This is a genomic window from Bacteroides sp. 41_26, assembly GCF_949740115.1.
GTDB lineage: Bacteria > Bacteroidota > Bacteroidia > Bacteroidales > Bacteroidaceae > Bacteroides > Bacteroides nordii.
Genome location: NZ_CATJGZ010000059.1, coordinates 1 through 17,499, shown reverse-complemented (window position 1 = coordinate 17,499; position 17,499 = coordinate 1). Strand labels below are relative to the sequence as shown.

General features: G+C 42.6%; 15 protein-coding genes. 6 read left to right on the top strand and 9 right to left on the bottom strand.

The features are described 5' to 3' along the window. Positions 1-157 precede the first annotated feature (157 nt). The 3 genes from QX565_RS06275 (at position 158) to QX565_RS06265 (ending at position 4,508) form a co-directional block, all read left to right on the top strand. Complete coding sequence (locus QX565_RS06275) at positions 158-508, top strand: DUF8478 family putative metalloprotein (protein ID WP_122201552.1); 351 nt, start codon at positions 158-160, stop codon at positions 506-508. Between the two features lie 150 nt (positions 509-658). Next, complete coding sequence (locus QX565_RS06270; RefSeq protein ID WP_289291933.1) at positions 659-3,004, top strand: TonB-dependent receptor; 2,346 nt, start codon at positions 659-661, stop codon at positions 3,002-3,004. 373 nt (positions 3,005-3,377) lie between these two features. Continuing rightward, the gene (locus tag QX565_RS06265) at positions 3,378-4,508 is read left to right on the top strand and encodes a cytochrome-c peroxidase (protein ID WP_195449865.1); all 1,131 of its coding nucleotides are present in this window, start codon (positions 3,378-3,380) and stop codon (positions 4,506-4,508) included. Between the two features lie 102 nt (positions 4,509-4,610). Here QX565_RS06265 and QX565_RS06260 read toward each other — a convergent pair whose 3' ends face one another. The 6 genes from QX565_RS06260 to QX565_RS06235 form a co-directional block, all read right to left on the bottom strand. Next, positions 4,611-5,762, bottom strand: a complete 1,152-nt coding sequence (locus QX565_RS06260) for a Rid family hydrolase (RefSeq protein ID WP_263662339.1) — start codon at positions 5,760-5,762, stop codon at positions 4,611-4,613. 19 nt (positions 5,763-5,781) lie between these two features. Continuing rightward, a complete protein-coding gene (locus tag QX565_RS06255; RefSeq protein WP_122201555.1) occupies positions 5,782-6,504 on the bottom strand; it encodes a hypothetical protein in 723 nt (240 codons plus the stop codon). A 6-nt stretch (positions 6,505-6,510) separates the two neighbouring features. Then, positions 6,511-7,692 carry a porin gene (locus QX565_RS06250; protein ID WP_182416631.1) on the bottom strand — a complete coding sequence of 394 codons (1,182 nt, stop codon included), beginning with the start codon at positions 7,690-7,692 and terminating at the stop codon, positions 6,511-6,513. Between the two features lie 93 nt (positions 7,693-7,785). Then, a complete protein-coding gene (locus QX565_RS06245) occupies positions 7,786-9,171 on the bottom strand; it encodes a di-heme oxidoredictase family protein (protein ID WP_122201606.1) in 1,386 nt (461 codons plus the stop codon). 97 nt (positions 9,172-9,268) lie between these two features. Continuing rightward, positions 9,269-10,501, bottom strand: a complete 1,233-nt coding sequence (locus tag QX565_RS06240; protein WP_122201557.1) for an imelysin family protein — start codon at positions 10,499-10,501, stop codon at positions 9,269-9,271. A gap of 31 nt (positions 10,502-10,532) precedes the next feature. Then, the gene (locus QX565_RS06235; RefSeq protein ID WP_002559812.1) at positions 10,533-11,834 is read right to left on the bottom strand and encodes a porin; all 1,302 of its coding nucleotides are present in this window, start codon (positions 11,832-11,834) and stop codon (positions 10,533-10,535) included. Positions 11,835-12,150: 316 nt separating this feature from the next. Here QX565_RS06235 and QX565_RS06230 point away from each other — a divergent pair, with 316 nt between their 5' ends. Next, a complete protein-coding gene (locus QX565_RS06230; protein ID WP_289291926.1) occupies positions 12,151-13,053 on the top strand; it encodes a hypothetical protein in 903 nt (300 codons plus the stop codon). Positions 13,054-13,147: 94 nt separating this feature from the next. Here QX565_RS06230 and QX565_RS06225 read toward each other — a convergent pair whose 3' ends face one another. The 3 genes from QX565_RS06225 to QX565_RS06215 form a co-directional block, all read right to left on the bottom strand. Further along, positions 13,148-13,510 (bottom strand): DUF2023 family protein, encoded by a 363-nt coding sequence (locus QX565_RS06225; protein WP_025867146.1) that lies wholly within the window; start codon positions 13,508-13,510, stop codon positions 13,148-13,150. A gap of 26 nt (positions 13,511-13,536) precedes the next feature. After that, positions 13,537-14,043: a flavodoxin FldA gene (gene fldA / locus QX565_RS06220; protein ID WP_221649960.1), complete on the bottom strand. Its 507-nt coding sequence runs from the start codon at positions 14,041-14,043 to the stop codon at positions 13,537-13,539. A gap of 173 nt (positions 14,044-14,216) precedes the next feature. Further along, positions 14,217-15,392: a phosphoribosylaminoimidazolecarboxamide formyltransferase gene (locus tag QX565_RS06215; protein WP_289291924.1), complete on the bottom strand. Its 1,176-nt coding sequence runs from the start codon at positions 15,390-15,392 to the stop codon at positions 14,217-14,219. A gap of 255 nt (positions 15,393-15,647) precedes the next feature. Between QX565_RS06215 and QX565_RS06210 the strand changes: the two genes are divergently transcribed. Both QX565_RS06210 and QX565_RS06205 read left to right on the top strand, forming a co-directional pair. Next, on the top strand, positions 15,648-16,352 hold the full coding sequence (locus QX565_RS06210) for a hemerythrin domain-containing protein (RefSeq protein WP_044095111.1): 705 nt from the start codon (positions 15,648-15,650) through the stop codon (positions 16,350-16,352). Next, positions 16,342-16,950 carry a response regulator transcription factor gene (locus QX565_RS06205; protein WP_025867149.1) on the top strand — a complete coding sequence of 203 codons (609 nt, stop codon included), beginning with the start codon at positions 16,342-16,344 and terminating at the stop codon, positions 16,948-16,950. Before QX565_RS06210 ends, QX565_RS06205 begins: the two co-directional genes overlap by 11 nt. Positions 16,951-17,499: the final 549 nt, after the last annotated feature.

The following is a 17,499-nucleotide window of genomic DNA, read 5'->3' as shown; positions in this document are numbered from 1 at the left end:
ACTGTAAAGATGAGGAGCTTCTTTGAGATATGAAATACCTAATAATAGTGAAAATCCAGGCTTTTCTGCCTGTTAGTCGGTATTTGTTGACAAATCATCATTAATGGGGATTGTCTGATATAATTATTCCCCTTATCTTTGCCGAAAACAAACTTAGATGAAACGATTGTACCTGTCTATTCTGAAGTGGTTCCTCCCTGTACTGTTTATTTCGTACATGGCAGGCATTACGCTGTTCACTCACTCGCACGTGGTGAACGGGGTGACAATCGTTCACTCACATCCCTTTAAGAAAGGAACAAAACATGAACATACGAGTGTTGAGTTTCAGCTAATTCACTTCTTAACCCACGTTCAAACTACAGATGCGGGTATTATCCCGGTTTTTGCAGCATTTACGGCATTGTTGTTGTGTACGCTTCTATGGTGTCCTCAACGTATAGGCCGTCATGCTTCTTGTGCAGGAGTGGTGTCATTGAGGGCACCTCCTTCGCTTTATCTATCGTAAGCTCTTTCCGTCTCAACGCGAAAGAACCTCTTTTTTAATCATCTATTAATAATAAGTAACTACCGGATGGTGGTTGGGGAAAGGACTGTACGATTGTCCTGTCTCCATCCTTTGTCATTGCCGGGTGGTTACTACTAACTACAAACGAAAATGAAAAAATATATCTTTATTCTCGTTGGCCTATGCTATGTTTTTTTCTCAGCAATGGCCACACAACCCGAACATCCTGAATTCCCTGAGTTGAAGAAATCTGACGCCAATATCATCGGGCATGTACTTGATAAGAATAGCGGCGAGCACTTACCATATATTACGATTGCCCTTAAAGGGACTACCATAGGTACGGTAACAGATGCTACGGGACACTATTTTCTGAAGAATCTTCCCGAAGGCAATTTCAGGATGGAAGTCAGTTCTGTGGGATACAAAACCCTGACCCGCGACGTAACCTTGAAAAAGGGCAAGACGCTGGAAGAAAATTTCGAACTGGAAGAAGACGCTATTGCTCTTGACGGGGTGGTTGTCTCTGCCAATCGTAACGAAACAACCCGTCGTATGGCACCTACATTGGTCAATGTGGTCGATCTGAAACTGTTTGAATCTACCAACTCCAGTACTCTCTCGCAAGGGTTAAACTTTCAGCCGGGCGTGCGGGTAGAAACCAATTGTCAGAACTGTGGCTTTCAGCAGGTACGTATCAATGGACTGGACGGGCCGTATACACAGATCCTGATAGACTCTCGTCCGGTGTTCAGTGCTCTTTCGGGGGTGTATGGGTTGGAGCAGATTCCTGCCAGTATGATTGAACGGGTAGAAGTAATGCGCGGAGGTGGTTCGGCTTTGTTCGGATCGTCTGCAATAGCCGGAACGATTAACATTATTACAAAAGAGCCACTGCGCAACTCCGGCCAGTTGTCTCATACTATTACCGGATTTGGGGGCGGTAACTCTTTCGATAATAATACCTCTTTAAATGTCTCTCTGGTGACGGACGATCATCGCGCAGGAGTTTATATCTTCGGTCAGAACCGCCATCGTTCGGGGTATGATTACGATGGAGACGGCTATACGGAGTTGCCCAAACTGAAGAACCAGACTGTAGGTTTCCGTTCTTATTTCAAGACGAGCACTTACTCTAAGCTGACTTTTGAGTATCATCATTTACAGGAGTTCCGCCGGGGAGGGGATCTGCTGAATCGTCCGCCTCACGAAGCTAATATAGCCGAACAATTGGAACATGCTATTGATGGCGGTAGCCTGAAGTTCGATTACTTCTCGCCCGATGAAAAACATCGCCTGAGCCTTTTCGCTTCGGCTTTGAATACAGACCGTGACAGTTATTATGGCGGTGGGAAAGACCTGAATGCCTACGGCAAAACCACAGATCTTACGGCCATGGGGGGTGCACAGTATATGTACAGTTTCGGGCGTTGCCTCTTTATGCCTGCCGATCTCACTGCCGGACTGGAATATAACCGTGACCGTCTGAAAGACAATATGTGGGGATACAACCGCCAGACGGAACAGACGGTGAATATTTACAGTGGCTTTCTCCAGAACGAATGGAAGAATGATAAGTGGGGTATTCTTCTCGGAGGTCGTCTGGATAAGCATAATCTGGTGAATCATGTCATTTTCAGTCCGCGTGCCAATCTGCGTTTTAATCCGACGAAGGATATTAACTTCCGCCTGAGTTATGCTTCCGGTTTTCGTGCTCCACAAGCCTTTGATGAGGATTTGCATATTGAGAATGTGGGTGGTACAGTGTCTATGATTGAACGCGCTAAAGGATTGAAAGAAGAGAAGTCGCAGAGCCTGAGTGCCTCTGCCGATATGTATCACCGTTTGGGAGCCTGGCAAGTGAATTTTCTGGTCGAAGGGTTTTATACGAGTCTGAAAGATGTTTTCGTGCTTGGACCGTATGAGGACCGTGGAGATGGAGTATTGATACGGACACGCGGTAACGGACCGGGTGCAAAAGTCATGGGACTGACTTTGGAAGGAAAGCTGGCATATCTGACACAATTCCAGTTGCAGGCTGGTATCACTTTGCAACGGAGCCATTACGACGAACCGCATCAATGGGACGATGACGCTCCGGCTGAAAAGAAAATGTTTCGTACCCCAAATACTTACGGATACTTTACGGCTACCTATGCACCGATAAAGCCGTTAAGTATTGCTTTATCGGGCACGTACACTGGTAGTATGCTTGTACAGCGTGCTGCTATCTCTGCTGAGAATGCAGCGATGGGGGAGATGCCCGAACGTCCTGCAGTAGCTCTCACTACACCCAAATTCTTTGATCTTGGTGTGAAAGTAGCTTACGACTTTAAATTGTATAAAGCAGCGGTATTGCAACTCAATGGTGGCGTACAAAACATCTTTCAGGCATATCAGAAAGACTTTGACCGTGGGGCAAACCGCGACTCCAACTATATTTATGGTCCGGCAACGCCAAGGAGTTACTTTGCCGGAGTGAAAATAACCTATTAAGTAGAATTTTTCCGGCATTGCTTTCTGTGCATAGAAGTGTACCGGGTAATGGAGTGCATCTTTGTGCATCTTAGATATATGTAGCATATTTTCTTTATACTTTTAGAGGCGAAATTTCTTTTGTACAGTTGATACGTTCCCTGCATGTAGTAAAGGCGCAGACTGCATGCAGGGAACGCCTTTACTACATGCAGCCTGCGCCTTTACTGTTTACGCTGTTATAATTACCTTCAGCAAGCGATTGACCTCATTTTAGATTGTCCTCTTTTTTCTCTCCTTTTTCCCATCTCTTATTTCCTTTCTTTTGTATAGTTCAGATAAAATATATATTTTTGTATACCATTATTAAGACATATTTATAACTGAAACATCTATGAAACACACACCATTGCTTCATGCTGTGTTGCTGTTGGGCGTATTCAGCCTGGCATCCTGCATGCACGATCCTACCCATTATTATAAACAGAAAGAGTTACTTGGCAACCGGTTGTTCCATGATGCTACGCTCTCCGAACCTGCCGGACAGTCCTGTGCCACTTGCCATACATTGACTAAAGGTTTTGCAGACATTGATTCCCGTGCCGTATCCGAAGGCGCGGTGAAAGGGCTCTACTCTCAACGCAATGCGATGACCATCTCTTATTCAAAATTCATTCCCGATCTGTATTACGATGAAAAGGAGGGAACTTATGTAGGCGGTCTGTTCTGGGACGGGCGTTCGCCTTCATTACAGGCTCAGGCAAGCGAACCTTTTCTCAATCCTGTTGAAATGGGGAATCATGACAAGCGTATGGTGGTAGACAAAGTAAAACGCACTTCTTATTATCCGCAGTTGATACGCATTTATGGTGAGACGGAAGACGTAGACTCCCTGTATGCCTATATTACCGATGCATTGGCGGCATACCAGTCTTCAAAAGAGGTAAATCCTTTCTCTTCCAGGTTTGACGCATATAAGAAAGGCAACTATACGCTTACTGCACAGGAGAAACTGGGACTTGATCTTTTTGAAAACAAAGGGCTTTGTGCCAAGTGCCATATTCTGGAACGGGATGTTATTGCCCGCCGTACGCTGTTTACTGATCATACTTATGATAATCTGGGCATTCCTAAAAATCCCGAAAACCCCCATTACTGTATTCCTCAGGAATATTTTCTGCTGACTCCGGATTCTATAGACCTTGGATTGGGAGCTATTGTCCGAAAGGCGGAGGAGAACGGAAAGTTTCGTGTACCTACGCTTCGTAATGTGGAACTGACAGCGCCATACGGACACAACGGGTATTTTAAAACACTTGAAGAGATTGTACATTTCTATAATGTACGTGACGTAAGTGATGAATTTCCACCAGCCGAATATCCTGCTACGGTGAATAAAGATGAATTGGGTAACCTGGGATTGACTCCTGAAGAGGAAGCCGCTCTTGTTGCTTTCATGAAAACGTTGACGGACGGATATGATCATCACGGGGATAAACCTACCCACCAGCATAATAAAGACTGATTATTGGCATAACTGTGCATACAGTTTACCTGGTTATTGTATGGTTTTAAATAATTCGCTAATTGGCAGTTGTCATATTAGCGAATTATTTTTCAGTTTTCATCAGTAGTTTGCGAAGTTTTCGTTCCAGTCTGCCTTTGTGGCGATGCACTCCATTTCAATGAGCCATCCCGGACGGCAGACTGGTGCGAGCAAAATCACTTTGGGTATTTGAGGGAAACGTTCGTCAAACAATTGCTTCACTATCTGGTAATCTGCGGTGTCGCGCAAATACACAATCATTTGTGCCAGATCGTCAAATGTACATTCGGCTTCTTGTAGCAGGACTTCTACATTCTCCCACATCCGGTGGGTTTGCAGGCGGATATCTCCGGGATGTACCACTTCTCCTTTGTTGTTGATACTTGCTGTGCCGGAGATGAACACCTGCCGGCGGTCACCGTACTTGACACAAGTACCCCGCTCAAAGCTAACTCCATATTCGTAAGTCGGGTTGAGATGTGTGGGAGCATAGAGATACTGTACTTGTGCGGCAGAGATACCATCCACTGCATAGGTATCCATCTGCACAGTTACTTTCGGGTCGGCATGCCGGCCCCCAATGCCTGTACTGGCTATGTAGTGCGTATGTTCCGTCAGGTTTTGTGTAACGAATACTTCGTTGCGGGCTTTTACTACTCCGGCGTAATTGACATCTACATTCTGTACGAAGAACCAGGTACGTATGCAGTGGTCTGCCAACGTGCATCCTTGCTCCATGAGTTGCATCACATAGTCATTGAGCAACAACCGTGTCTGATATTCGGAGTTTGCTGCACGATTAAAGGCACTTCCTCCCCAGAAGTGGCGGTAATTGCCATGGACAGCTTCAAACAATCCGTTGGGCAGGGCACGGCTTTGTACATCCGTTTGCAGATATACCCACAAAGCAATTTTAGTGCCGTTCAGTGGCGATTGCTCTACAATGGAGAGGGCACAGTCCGAATATTCGGTGGCCATGGCCAACAGCATCTCCTCCTGATTGGCAGCATCACTGAGAAAATAACGCTTAAACAGGGCACTGGCACCTTTAAGCTCTCCCGTCAGTAGTGAGTTGTAAACATCTGTCAGGTTATTCAGTTGCTCCTTATAAGTGAGAGTTGGCTGAGTGCCTTGTAGTATAATGTGGTATTCGGATACTTCGTTTCCGTTTGAGAACGAAGCTATTTGTACTTCTACCTCTTTCTCATTAAAAGAGTGATGTTGGTATTTCATAACTTGTCTTTCTTCTAATTTATTCTTCTTTGGCGCCGTTGTTTATCCAGGCATTAAGGAGATTATTAACTTCGGTGGTTTCACTACCGTTGAAGATGTCCGTATGGTTGTGGCTTAATATGTTCTCGGATAATATATCCATCAGAAAACTGTTATCCGGTTCACCGGGAGTTACATATGGTTTCTCATTGGCTACGGGAGCCCCGGCTTTTACGTTGACCAGAGCTGAGTAACTTTTTCCTTCGGTGAGAAACAGATTACCTGCCGGTTGGCCCGAACTTTTCCCATGGCAAGCGATGCAGTGGGCATCGAACACCTGTTCTTGTATCCGGTCATAAGTGGCCAGGTTGACAGTCGTTTTCGGAAGAATCGTTTCCTTTACCGATGTGTCAATATCTACGGAGCAGTATTTATAAATCAATGTCTGTCCTCTGCTGACGAGGGCAATGCCGACGGCTTTTGTCCCTTCCGGAAGCCCCATTAGTGTGTATTCTTCTACCCTGCCTTCGGTGGGGCGGGAGAGGCGCTGCGTCAGAAGCGGTTCATGGGCATCTTCGCCAAAGGCTGCAAATGTCAGCATGTTATAGTCGGGATAGGCACGCACACCGGTAAAGGAAACCTGGATGGTGACTGTTCTTCCCGCATCAATAGAGTCGTCCGGGTAGATCTTCCCGTCATCGCAACCACTCAACAGGAGGCTACAACAGGGAAGAGCTATTCCATATTTGAATATTTTGTTCATAGTCGTTTAGAATGTGAATTGTAACATAGCTGTGGCACTATGACGTGCTATACCCAGTCCGTCCTCTTCGCGGTCATTCTGTGTGTTGTGCTTGGTACGTCCCATATACTGGTACATTACTTGCAGTTTGAGGTGCGATCCCCAGAAATAATAGTTCATACCTACGGCAGGCATATTCAGTAAACCGTCCACATCCGTACCATTACGGTCGAAAAGATCATAGCGTAAAGCTCCCTGTAACTTATTGGTGATGAAGTATCCTGCCTGAACATAAGCTCCCCAGAAGTGATAGTCATTGGAGATATTCTGGCGTTTGGTGAAGTTCATATTCATATAATAGGCTTCTGCGGCCAGATATAGTCTGTTTTTTATCCAGGCAAATTCTGCACCGACACGCCAGTCGTTACTACTTTGTGATTCGGCTTCGGCGTTGTATGAGGTAGAAAGGCCGATCATCATCTTGTCTGTATACAGATTATCCGGATCACCCTGAGTGGCAGGCATCTCACCCTTAGGCATGTATGCTATTCGTCCTGCATACAAAAGTGAGGGTAGCCATTTACGGTCACGCCCCATTGTTTTGGTGGCTGTGTTTACATCGATCCCTGTTCCGTTGAAGATACCTATCTGGTAATTCCAGCGGTTATTAATGAGTCCGTGAAGTTCGGCACCCAGATCAAAACCGGTAGCAAAAGTAGGTCCCACGCTGTTGAGGGAGTAGGGAAGGTTGACTATTGTACTGGCTGATGGGGGAAGAACGGGGAAGAGTGTCTCGCCCAGTGTAGAGAGATAAGCATGCGTGAACGGTGTTTTGAATTTACCGACACGGAAGCGGAGAGATTCTTTGAAAGCGATATCAAACCAGGCTTGTTGCAATAACGCACCTCCACTTTTGGCTGCATTGAGTGAAAGGTTGAAGGTAATCTTTCCAAAAGCTTTTCCAGTGAAACCCAGAATGGCATTGGGAACTTCAAAACCGGTATTGGCGATGTTGTCAGCATACATGTTTTCGAGTCCTTCGTCATCGTAGCGGTTGAAGCGCGCCGAAGTTTGTACCAGTACATAGGGTTTTAGTAAAAAGTCTCCGGCTCTGGTACTGAATGAGAATCCTTTTTTGCCGGCAAGTGATACGACATCATTTTCTACATATTTGTCGTCTACTTCTTTCTCTTGTGCCATAGCCGGCATTACAGTAAGGGCACTGAACGCGAGGATGGCGGTTGTTTTTGTTATTTGATGTATCATTTTTGTTGCTTTTTTGTCTGATTAGGTCTTTTTGTTTTAGAGAGATTCAATGAAAGTGAGTAATGCACTCCGTTCTTCTTTACTCATTCTGGAGAAAAGAATACGTGATGCGGCACCTTCACCGTCATGCCACATGATTGCTTCTGTCAGGTTGCGTGCACGTCCGTCGTGTAAGAAGTAGGTATGTCCGTTTACGACCTCTTGAAGGCCGATACCCCACAATGGAGTAGTACGCCATTCGCATCCTGCGGCTAACCCGCTGGGATAACCGTCGTCAAGTCCGGGGCCCATGTCATGTAGCAGATAGTCGGAGTAGGGGTGGATGGTCTGACTGCCTAACCAGGGGAGCTGTGTACCATTGAGCAATACAGTGCCTCGGGGGCGTGTATGCAGTGTTGGCGTGTGGCATAACTGGCATTTGGCTTTATAAAACATCTCTTCTCCCTTCTTTACGGTTTCATTTGTCACGTTCCGTCGTGCAGGTACACCGAGGGTTTGCATGTAGAGGTCAACGTCTTCCATATCTTGTGTGGATACCTGAATACCATAATTGGCAAATCCCATCATCTGGCTTTGTCCCTGGCATACTTCTTCCGGATAGCGGTCGTTGGTTACACCGAGGTCAGAAGAAAAACCAAGTTCTACGGTCAGGTCGGCATGTTGTGCTTTATTGCCCGATACGCCAATCTGTTTTATCCCTCTTTCGGTGATATAATTAAGGCGTCCGCTAATACCATATTCCGGATAGTTACTTTTGGCTGCGAGACGTTTCAGCTCGTCCAGATCCAGTGCCATCATTTGTCCCATGCCTACGTGGCGTAGGGGGATGCGTACACTGATACGCAAATCTTCGGGAGCTATATTCTCGGCATACCAATCGGTAATTTCATAATGAGGTGTCTGTAGCTTGTACTCTTCTCCGTCAGGGAAGTTGAAGGTTTCTTCCGTGTAGGTAACCTTTAGTCTCCCCTCTGGTTTTACGCCATAGATGGCCTGGTCATGCAATACACGCCCATATTCGGGATAGTACCCTCCGTTTTTTCTCAGGATATAAACCAGCATGGATGAAAATCCGTTCTCACTGCCTCCCACGGCTGTTGAAGGTTTTGAACGTCCGGCACCTTTGTGGCAGCTGGAACATGAGTATCCGGCATATACAGGGCCCAATCCTCCGCCTGAAGAATTATCCGTTCCTCTGGTTCGGTCGTATAGATTATTGCCCCGGTTGAACCGGTGTTCCAACTCTCCGGTTACCCAGTCTGCATTGATGTCGTAAGCATCTGATGCGGTAGCAAAGATCGTAGAGTATCCGGCTGATAGCTCGGCAGGTAATGCTACACTTCCGTCCGGTTTGAGTATGAGCTTGTCATCCATAGAGTTGTCACATCCGCTGAGGGACAGACTTCCGAATAACACATACATACAAAGCCTTGCACAGGCTTTGTATGTATGTTGCTCTTTTGCCAAATAGTGTTTATCGACAAACAATTTCATTTTAGAATGTTTTTAGTTACTGTTTTTATTCGGCTGCAGATGCTATTTTACGACCGGCAAGTTCCAATCCGTCTACCAGGCTGGCACACTCTTTCTGAGCTTTTGTGATAGCTGCCTTCTGATCCAGGTTGCTGCGGAATGGATAAGGGATATTTCTGATAGCCCGGCGGGTAGTAATGATTTGTGCTCTCAGAAGCTCATCCAGTTTTGGGTTGAGGCTTTTCACTACGCTGGAGAAACTATTGGCAGTAGCATCTGTGCTATAATCGTTGTTTCTTTTGCCAAGGTAGGCGTTCTGGATACTGATGATGTTGTTTTCATAATCATCCAATGAGTTCCAGCTATACCATGATTCTACTTTGAGTACAGCTTCCTCTTTGTTACCGGCATTCCATTCATTAACCGGATCACCAATTTTAGCTTCACCTACTTCGTTGGCAATAGCCGGCATTCCGCCTTCTGTATTAAAAATATCGGCGATAGCTGCGGCAGCAGTTTTATAGAGATCTGTGCTGCTATGTCTTTTCATCATTTCACCATAAGCAGTTGGCACATCAGCATCGGAACTTCCTAAGCCATCTTTCCATGCTGTATACAGTTCTTTAGTATCTTTCAGCATGTGTCTGGCTACTACTTTCAGGAACAATACTGCATTTTCTGTAAAGGCATCAGCCGCTTTGGCACTACCATCTGCAAACAACAGATATTCGGCAGTGTGGAAACCACGTACGTTTTGCGCTGCATTGGTAGGAGCATTGTCATCATCGTCTACTTCATCATCCACATGAGAGAAATCTCCTTTTTCAAGTACCTGCTGTATACCGTCTTTATCCAATGGCCAGCTATCAAGGCTCGGGTCGAGTTTTTTCAAAGCTGCGGGTCCATACAGGAAAGCTTCACTCTCTTCCCATGGAATACGTGCTGCTCTCCAGGCTTCACATATGTCGGCAATCTGGTTGTTGCTTAATGAACCATACTGCATGGCTTGTACCAATGTATTGAACGTTGTGATTTTCTCCAGCATCATTGCATAAGTGGGGAGTACTACATCATCTACATAAGTGGCAATGGCAGGATCCAGTACATCATCATTCAACTTGATCTTTGTGTCGGCTGCTGCAATCTCTGCTTTGTATTTTTCGAATGGATTTTCATAGGTATCTGTTTCACCCGTCTTTTTTTCATCATCATCACTACATGCACTGAACGTTAATGTAAGTCCCATTAACAAGATTGGAAATAAATTTCTTGTCTTCATCTTTTTACTTTCTATTTGTTTATTATTAAAGTTATCTCTTTACAAACCAACCCACATAGGCAATACCTATTGAGGTTATATTTTCGTTGTTGTATTTACCACCGCCAATTCTGCGTTTGCTGTAGTCTGCTTTTACTACGAGGTTGGGCAGTGCATAGTAGTTTAGTCCTACTGTCCACATAGAGGTTTTGAGGCGGGCATCCGGCGTTTTCAAATAACCGGCTTTTTCCATAGGATTATAATATTCGTAGCGAACAAACGGATAAATGCGCGGTGCTTTTTCACCGAAGAAAGATCCGATGTTGTAGCCTGCTTCTCCTGCATAGCTTACTGCATTTTTAGCTACGTCTGTGGTAGGATATCCGGTCGCTTTTGGCGATTTACGATTGATTTCCGAAAGGCTGGCAGCTTCTCCGAGATTACCATAAACCATATTGGCACGAGCTATGAAAGTGTTTTTCGGACTCTTATACTGTGCATCTGCTGTAAAAATTGTTACAGGGAACTTATGTCCTATATTTCTGCTTGGTTTACTACTGTTTTTTGCTGTTTGGTTATAATAGAAAGAACCGCCGATACGAAGTCCGCGTATTCCGGAGTAATTGAGTCGTGCCACAAATGCAGGACTTGTGAAATTGTCAATTTCGAATGCTCCCTGGCGTCCTTTACCTACCCAGTTTGTATTACGGAAGTTTTGGGGGTCCAGTCCGGCTACTAATTGCAACTCATAATCAAATTTATATACTTTACCGAAGAATGCGATACCCGTTTCGTGCCAGGTAGAAGGAAGTATGGTAGTTTCTCCTTCGGGGCGATAGACTCCAAAGAAATTAACCGGTTCGTGATGTGAGTTAGTCAGACCAACGGGAACAATCATGTGTCCGGCGCGGATGTTGAAAGCAGGATGAATCAATTTGGTAATATGGAATTGTTCGAGTGCTACTTCACCTCCTTTTTCTATTTCAACTTCATACTCCCCGTTTTCTTCGTACCATTCTATCTCGCGTGCGCTTCCTGTTCCTCCATATTCAAATTCGATTTCGGCACCTAATATCCAGGTGGGAGAGAACTTATAGTCAAAGGCGAGTACAAAGCGCGGGATTGCAACTGTACCCCGGTTCTCTTTCACACTACCCTTTTCGGTCATTCGGTTGAGTCCGTAATCCATGTAGCTTGCTACCATTTCACCATATCCGCCAAAACGGAACTTATTATATTCTTCTGTGTAAGAAGAACTCTTTTCTTCTTTCTTAGTAGAGTCTTTTCCCTGTGCAACTGTTTTTCCGAAAGACATCAGGAAACAGAGGATAAATAAACTTGTTAATTTTCTCATGTTTTATATAAATTTTTCTGGGGGCAAAGGTAGATGAGATTAAAAAGGGCGACAATACCCACAAATAATGAATGTTATAGTCGGTTATCAGTATAAATAGGTAATTAAGATTTAAAAGATCAGAATAATTATGAAAAGGAAGTTATTTATGACTTTTTTATAAAGAAAGGCTACAAAATGAGGTAGATGTGTATAAATAATTTTGCCGATTTACGTCTGTATCTCAGTTTTTTGTTATCTTTGTTAATGGTAAAGCATATTCTTTAACAATTGAATGATAAGGAGTACTTTATCTTGTAACTTAAATACTGTTGCTATGGGAAAATCATTGCTATTACTATTATCATTCTCTTTTTTTTCTACTTTTTGGGCTTTTAGTCAAATAACCTATAAGAATAATTGTATTCGTAGTGGAGATGAAATCATAAAAGAGCAAGTTGAATTTAAGGATCCAGGAAGATCTGGTGAAAATGTTATCTGGAATTTCAGTGAACTTAAAACGATTAATTCTAAATATAAATTGAGTTTTCATTCTCCTTGTCTTATTAATGATAGTATCTATATTATGGGATGTGATACTCTTTTAAAGGAGAATTCAGATATCAACAATTTAATTATTGGCAAAGAACATTCTACGATGTATTATTATCAAGTAAAGAATGATACATTATTCTGTTTGGGACATGAAAATCCTATAACCCTTATGCACAATACAATTCCATTTCCATTAATGATTTTACCTTGTATTGACTCTGTTTTACAAGTGAAGTGTGGAACAAAAGAGTCTATGAAGCTTGTAAATGTAAGAGATTATATGGAACTCGTTAAGCGGAATGAGAAGATAAAAGAATGGCTTTCCGGGATGAATGAAGATGAACTTTCTGTTTATACTATAAATAATAATGTAGTCAAATATCTTATACTATCTTCTACTATGATTGATGCAACAGGGCTTGCTACGAATTTCTATCATTGGTTATTTATCGATGTTACAAATGAAAAGGTGTTGGAAGAAACTTTAAGTTTGTCGAAAGATAGAAGAAGTTGTTTTGTTGAAGATAACATAATTCACTTTATTGTTTTTAAATATGGAGACGAGTTCTATCATGGTAACCGTGATTATCTGAATTTACCAATAACTACTGTTGAATACATTTGGGATGGTAATAAATTAGAGAAAATATCTTCAATGAATTTGATATGTTCAGAAGAAAGGTAATCTGTAGATAAAAGAAGAAGCCGCTTTCCCTAACGAAGCGGCTTCTTTCCCCAAAAAGACATGCAAATAAGCTAACACATACAAAAAAACTATACTAAACGGCAATCTTAATACCTCCTTTTTTACCACAATATCGCTTGCATTGCTGGCAGATATCATACCCCAACATAGCTCCTAAGATAAAATCTTCTTCAGGAGTCAGTTTATTGAGCGGACGGATGATGATATGGCGGATAGCCTCCATACACTCCGGTTTACCAAAGAACAGGTTGATTTTGTTTGGCCCTACTTTCTGAATCATATAACTGATGTTTTGATTCTCCAGTCGGCGCACTGCAAATTCTTCATATTCACGATTCATGGTATAGAGTACCATGTTGCGTACTCCTTTCTTAAATTCATAAATGTGATTCAGGAAAATTCTTACCTCTCCGGGGATTGTTCTTTCAGTGGCCATAATGCAAGTATATATAATAAAAAGTATTAGTTAATTTCTTTTTTGAGTATTTCCACCCATTGAGTGATACGTTCGTCTGTCTGACCGTCTTCGTTCACTTCATCAATAGGGAGCCCCATAAATTTGCCGTTCACTACTGCTACGGATGAATCGAAAGTATACCCTGCAGTGTCTACTGCACCAACAAATGTACAACCACTGGCTTTCAGATCTTCATATAAGATACCGATTCCATCGCAGAAGGTGTCGGCGTATGAATCGGAATCACCACAGCCAAATAGTGCCACAAACTTATGCGCCAGGTCTGCTTTCTTCAGAACTTTAACGCCATCATACCAGTCGTCCTGCAATTCGCCTGCGCCCCAGGTTGAAGTACCCAATACCAATACATCATATTCTTTTACCAGAGCATCAGTCAATACTGAAACATCATGAATATCTCCCTGAGGGACATTCAACTTCTCTGCAATGCGACGGGCCACGTCTTCTGTAGTTCCTGTAGTAGAACCGTAAAATACACCAATTTTATTCATTTTCAATTTCTGTTTTATTATGATGGTGCAAAGATAGGGTAGCCGGATGAAATAGAAAATCCCCATTTATAATGGAATAACACATTGGTTCTCATTATAAATGGGGATGTTACTATTGATTATTAATAAGTATGTTGGAGCCAGATAGATGCTTTTACACCTTATTAATTATATTAATGATGAAACAGACGGATACCCGTAAATGCCATGGCAATATTATACTTATCACAAGTTTCAATCACATGATCGTCGCGTACCGAACCTCCCGGTTGTGCAATATAACTTACACCACTTTTGTGTGCACGTTCAATATTGTCACCAAAAGGGAAGAAGGCATCTGAACCCAATGCTACTCCGGTTAGCGTATCCAGCCACTCACGCTTTTCTTCGCGGGTCAGTACTTCCGGCTTTTCGGTGAAGAATTGTTCCCAACTGCCGTCTGCCAATACATCCATATAATCTTCAGAGATGTAAATGTCTATTGTATTGTCGCGGTCGGCACGGCGTATTTTATCTTTCCAGGGGAGGTTCATTACTTTCGGATGTTGACGTAGATACCAGATGTCAGCCTTATTTCCGGCAAGGCGGGTGCAATGGATACGTGATTGTTGTCCGGCACCAATACCGATAGCCTGTCCGTCTTTGGCATAGCATACGGAGTTGGACTGTGTATACTTTAATGTAATGAGGGCAATAAGCAGATCGCGTTTGGCATCGGCAGGAATCTCCTGATTCCGGGTCGGCATCTCTTTGAGCAGAGATTCGTCTATTTTCAATTCATTGCGTCCTTGTTCAAAAGTGATACCGAAAACATCCTTATGCTCGATAGGAGCAGGGCGGTATGCCGGGTCTATTTTTATAACATTGTAAGTACCTTTGCGTTTGTTACGAAGAATTTCCAGTGCTTCGGGTGTGTAATCAGGCGCTATAACCCCATCGGATACTTCGCGATTGATAAGACGTGCCGTCTCTTCATCACACGTGTCAGAAAGAGCAATGAAATCACCATAAGATGACATACGGTCTGCACCACGGGCACGGGCATAAGCAGTAGCCAGCGGAGAAAGGGGGAGATCGTCTGCAAAGTAAATCTTCTTTAGCGTCTCATTCATTTCTACCGCTACGGCAGCACCTGCCGGGCTGACATGCTTGAAGGAAGTGGCAGCCGGAAGTCCGGTAGCTTCTTTCAGCTCTTTTACTAATTGCCAGCTGTTGAATGCATCCAGTAAATTGATAAATCCGGGACGTCCGTTTAATACTTCGATGGGCAGTTCTCCGTCTTTCATGAAGATACGGGCAGGCTTCTGGTTAGGATTGCAGCCGTATTTCAGTTCTAATTCTTTTGCCATGATTTATAATTAAAAATTAAAGATTGAAAATTAAAAGACCGGTGTTGTAGCTTGATAAATTCTTTCTGATTATGAGCCTTATTACAGGCTTGTATGAACTTTACCGTCAAGGTTTCTTCCCGGACTAACGTCGCAAAGATAAGCATTTTAATTTTTAATTATTAATTTTTAAATCCCCAAAATACCTATAAATGGGGATTGCGTGCGCGAAAAAATATCCGTTCCTTTGTACGCGTAATATAAAAATAGGTATAGATGGACAGATTACAAAAATATAAATCCTCCGATAAGATGATTGATCTTATCAGTGATAATTACTCTCTGTTACAGGTTATGAGCCGTTTTGGGTTGTCTTTGGGCTTTGGAGACAAAACGGTAAAAGAAGTTTGTGAGATGAATGGAGTCGATTGTCCGACGTTTCTTGCGGTAGTGAATTTTATGGCCGAGGGATTTTCGCGTATGGATGGTGAGACAGATGGTCTGTCTATTCCGGCATTGGTTGACTACTTGCGGCAGGCTCATATTTATTTTTTGGAGTTCTGTCTGCCTGCTATACGGCGCAAACTACTGGAAGCTATTGATTGTTCAGAGAACGATGTATCTTTTCTTATTCTTAAATTCTTCGACGAATATATGCGGGAAGTACGCAAACACATGGAGTATGAGGAGAGAACGGTGTTCAAGTATGTAGATGCGCTGCTTGAGAATAACGCACCAAAGAATTATCAAATCAGTACATTCTCCAAACACCATGATCAGGTAGGAGAGAAGTTGACTGAACTTAAAAATATTATTATTAAATACTGTCCTGCTAAGGCAAACACCAATTTGCTTAATGCTGCATTGTTTGATATATATGCTTGTGAAGAGGGGCTTGAGTCTCATTGTAAAGTAGAAGATTATATTTTTGTTCCTGCTATTCTGAAGTTGGAAAGGAGGATGAATGACAATGAAAAATAACGAAGCAATTCGCATAGCTGTTGCAGAAAATTCTGTGATTATCCGTAGTGGGTTGACACTGGCATTAAAACGTTTGCCTAATCTGAAAGTCCAGCCGGTAGAACTTCTTTCTGTTGAAGCATTACATGACTGTCTGCGTACGCAGTATCCCGATATATTGGTAGTAAACCCAACATTTGGTGACTATTTTGATGTAGTGCGATTTCGTGAAGAAACGACTGGAAAAGGAATTCGGGTGGTGGCACTGGTCAGTTCGTTTATTGATGCAAACCTGCTAAGTAAATACGACGATTCCATCTCTATTTTTGATGACCTGGAGACACTTTCCAACAAGATAACCCGTTTGGAGAATATTGAGCCTGATATAGAGGAAGACGGACAGGAGACACTAAGTCAGCGGGAGAAAGAAATTGTGGTATGTGTAGTGAAGGGGATGACAAACAAAGAGATAGCCGAAAAACTGTTTCTTTCTATCCATACTGTAATCACTCACAGAAGAAATATCAGTAAAAAGCTGCAGATACATAGCGCTGCCGGTTTGACTATCTATGCTATTGTAAATAAGTTGGTTGAACTGAGTGATGTGAAAGATTTATAGCTTTAAAAAGTGTTATAAAACGCAAAACCGTTTGCGCACACGGAAAAAAGCTGTATCTTTGCAGTGCAATTGAGAAATTGTTATTAGTTTAAAAGGTAAAAATAAGAAATTAAGGTATTAGAATTTAAGGTATAAACAAAGCTTCAATAGGTACAAATAAAAGGTAAAAGATTAATAAGGATAACAATAGAATAATAGGTAATTGAAGTTTTTTTAGGTAAGAAAGAAGATTGTAATTCAGGAAAAAAGAGGAAAACAAAAGAAAAGCCTTATGGCTTTTCTTATCAGAGGCGAGGAATTCTTTAAAAGAATTTGCTCGTTTTTTTATTTTATTATTTCGATGTAAAGTGCTGATAATCAATTAAAATAAGAATGTACACTTTTGTCATGCAAGAGTGTACATCTTTATATAACAAGAGTGTACACTCTTGCATGACAAAAATGTACACTTTGACTATGCCTGTATTCACTTTACACATTTTGGTTAATATCTACTGTTTTCCTTCACAGTTTCTTGATTGTTTTACTGTTTCACTTTACACCTTCAGG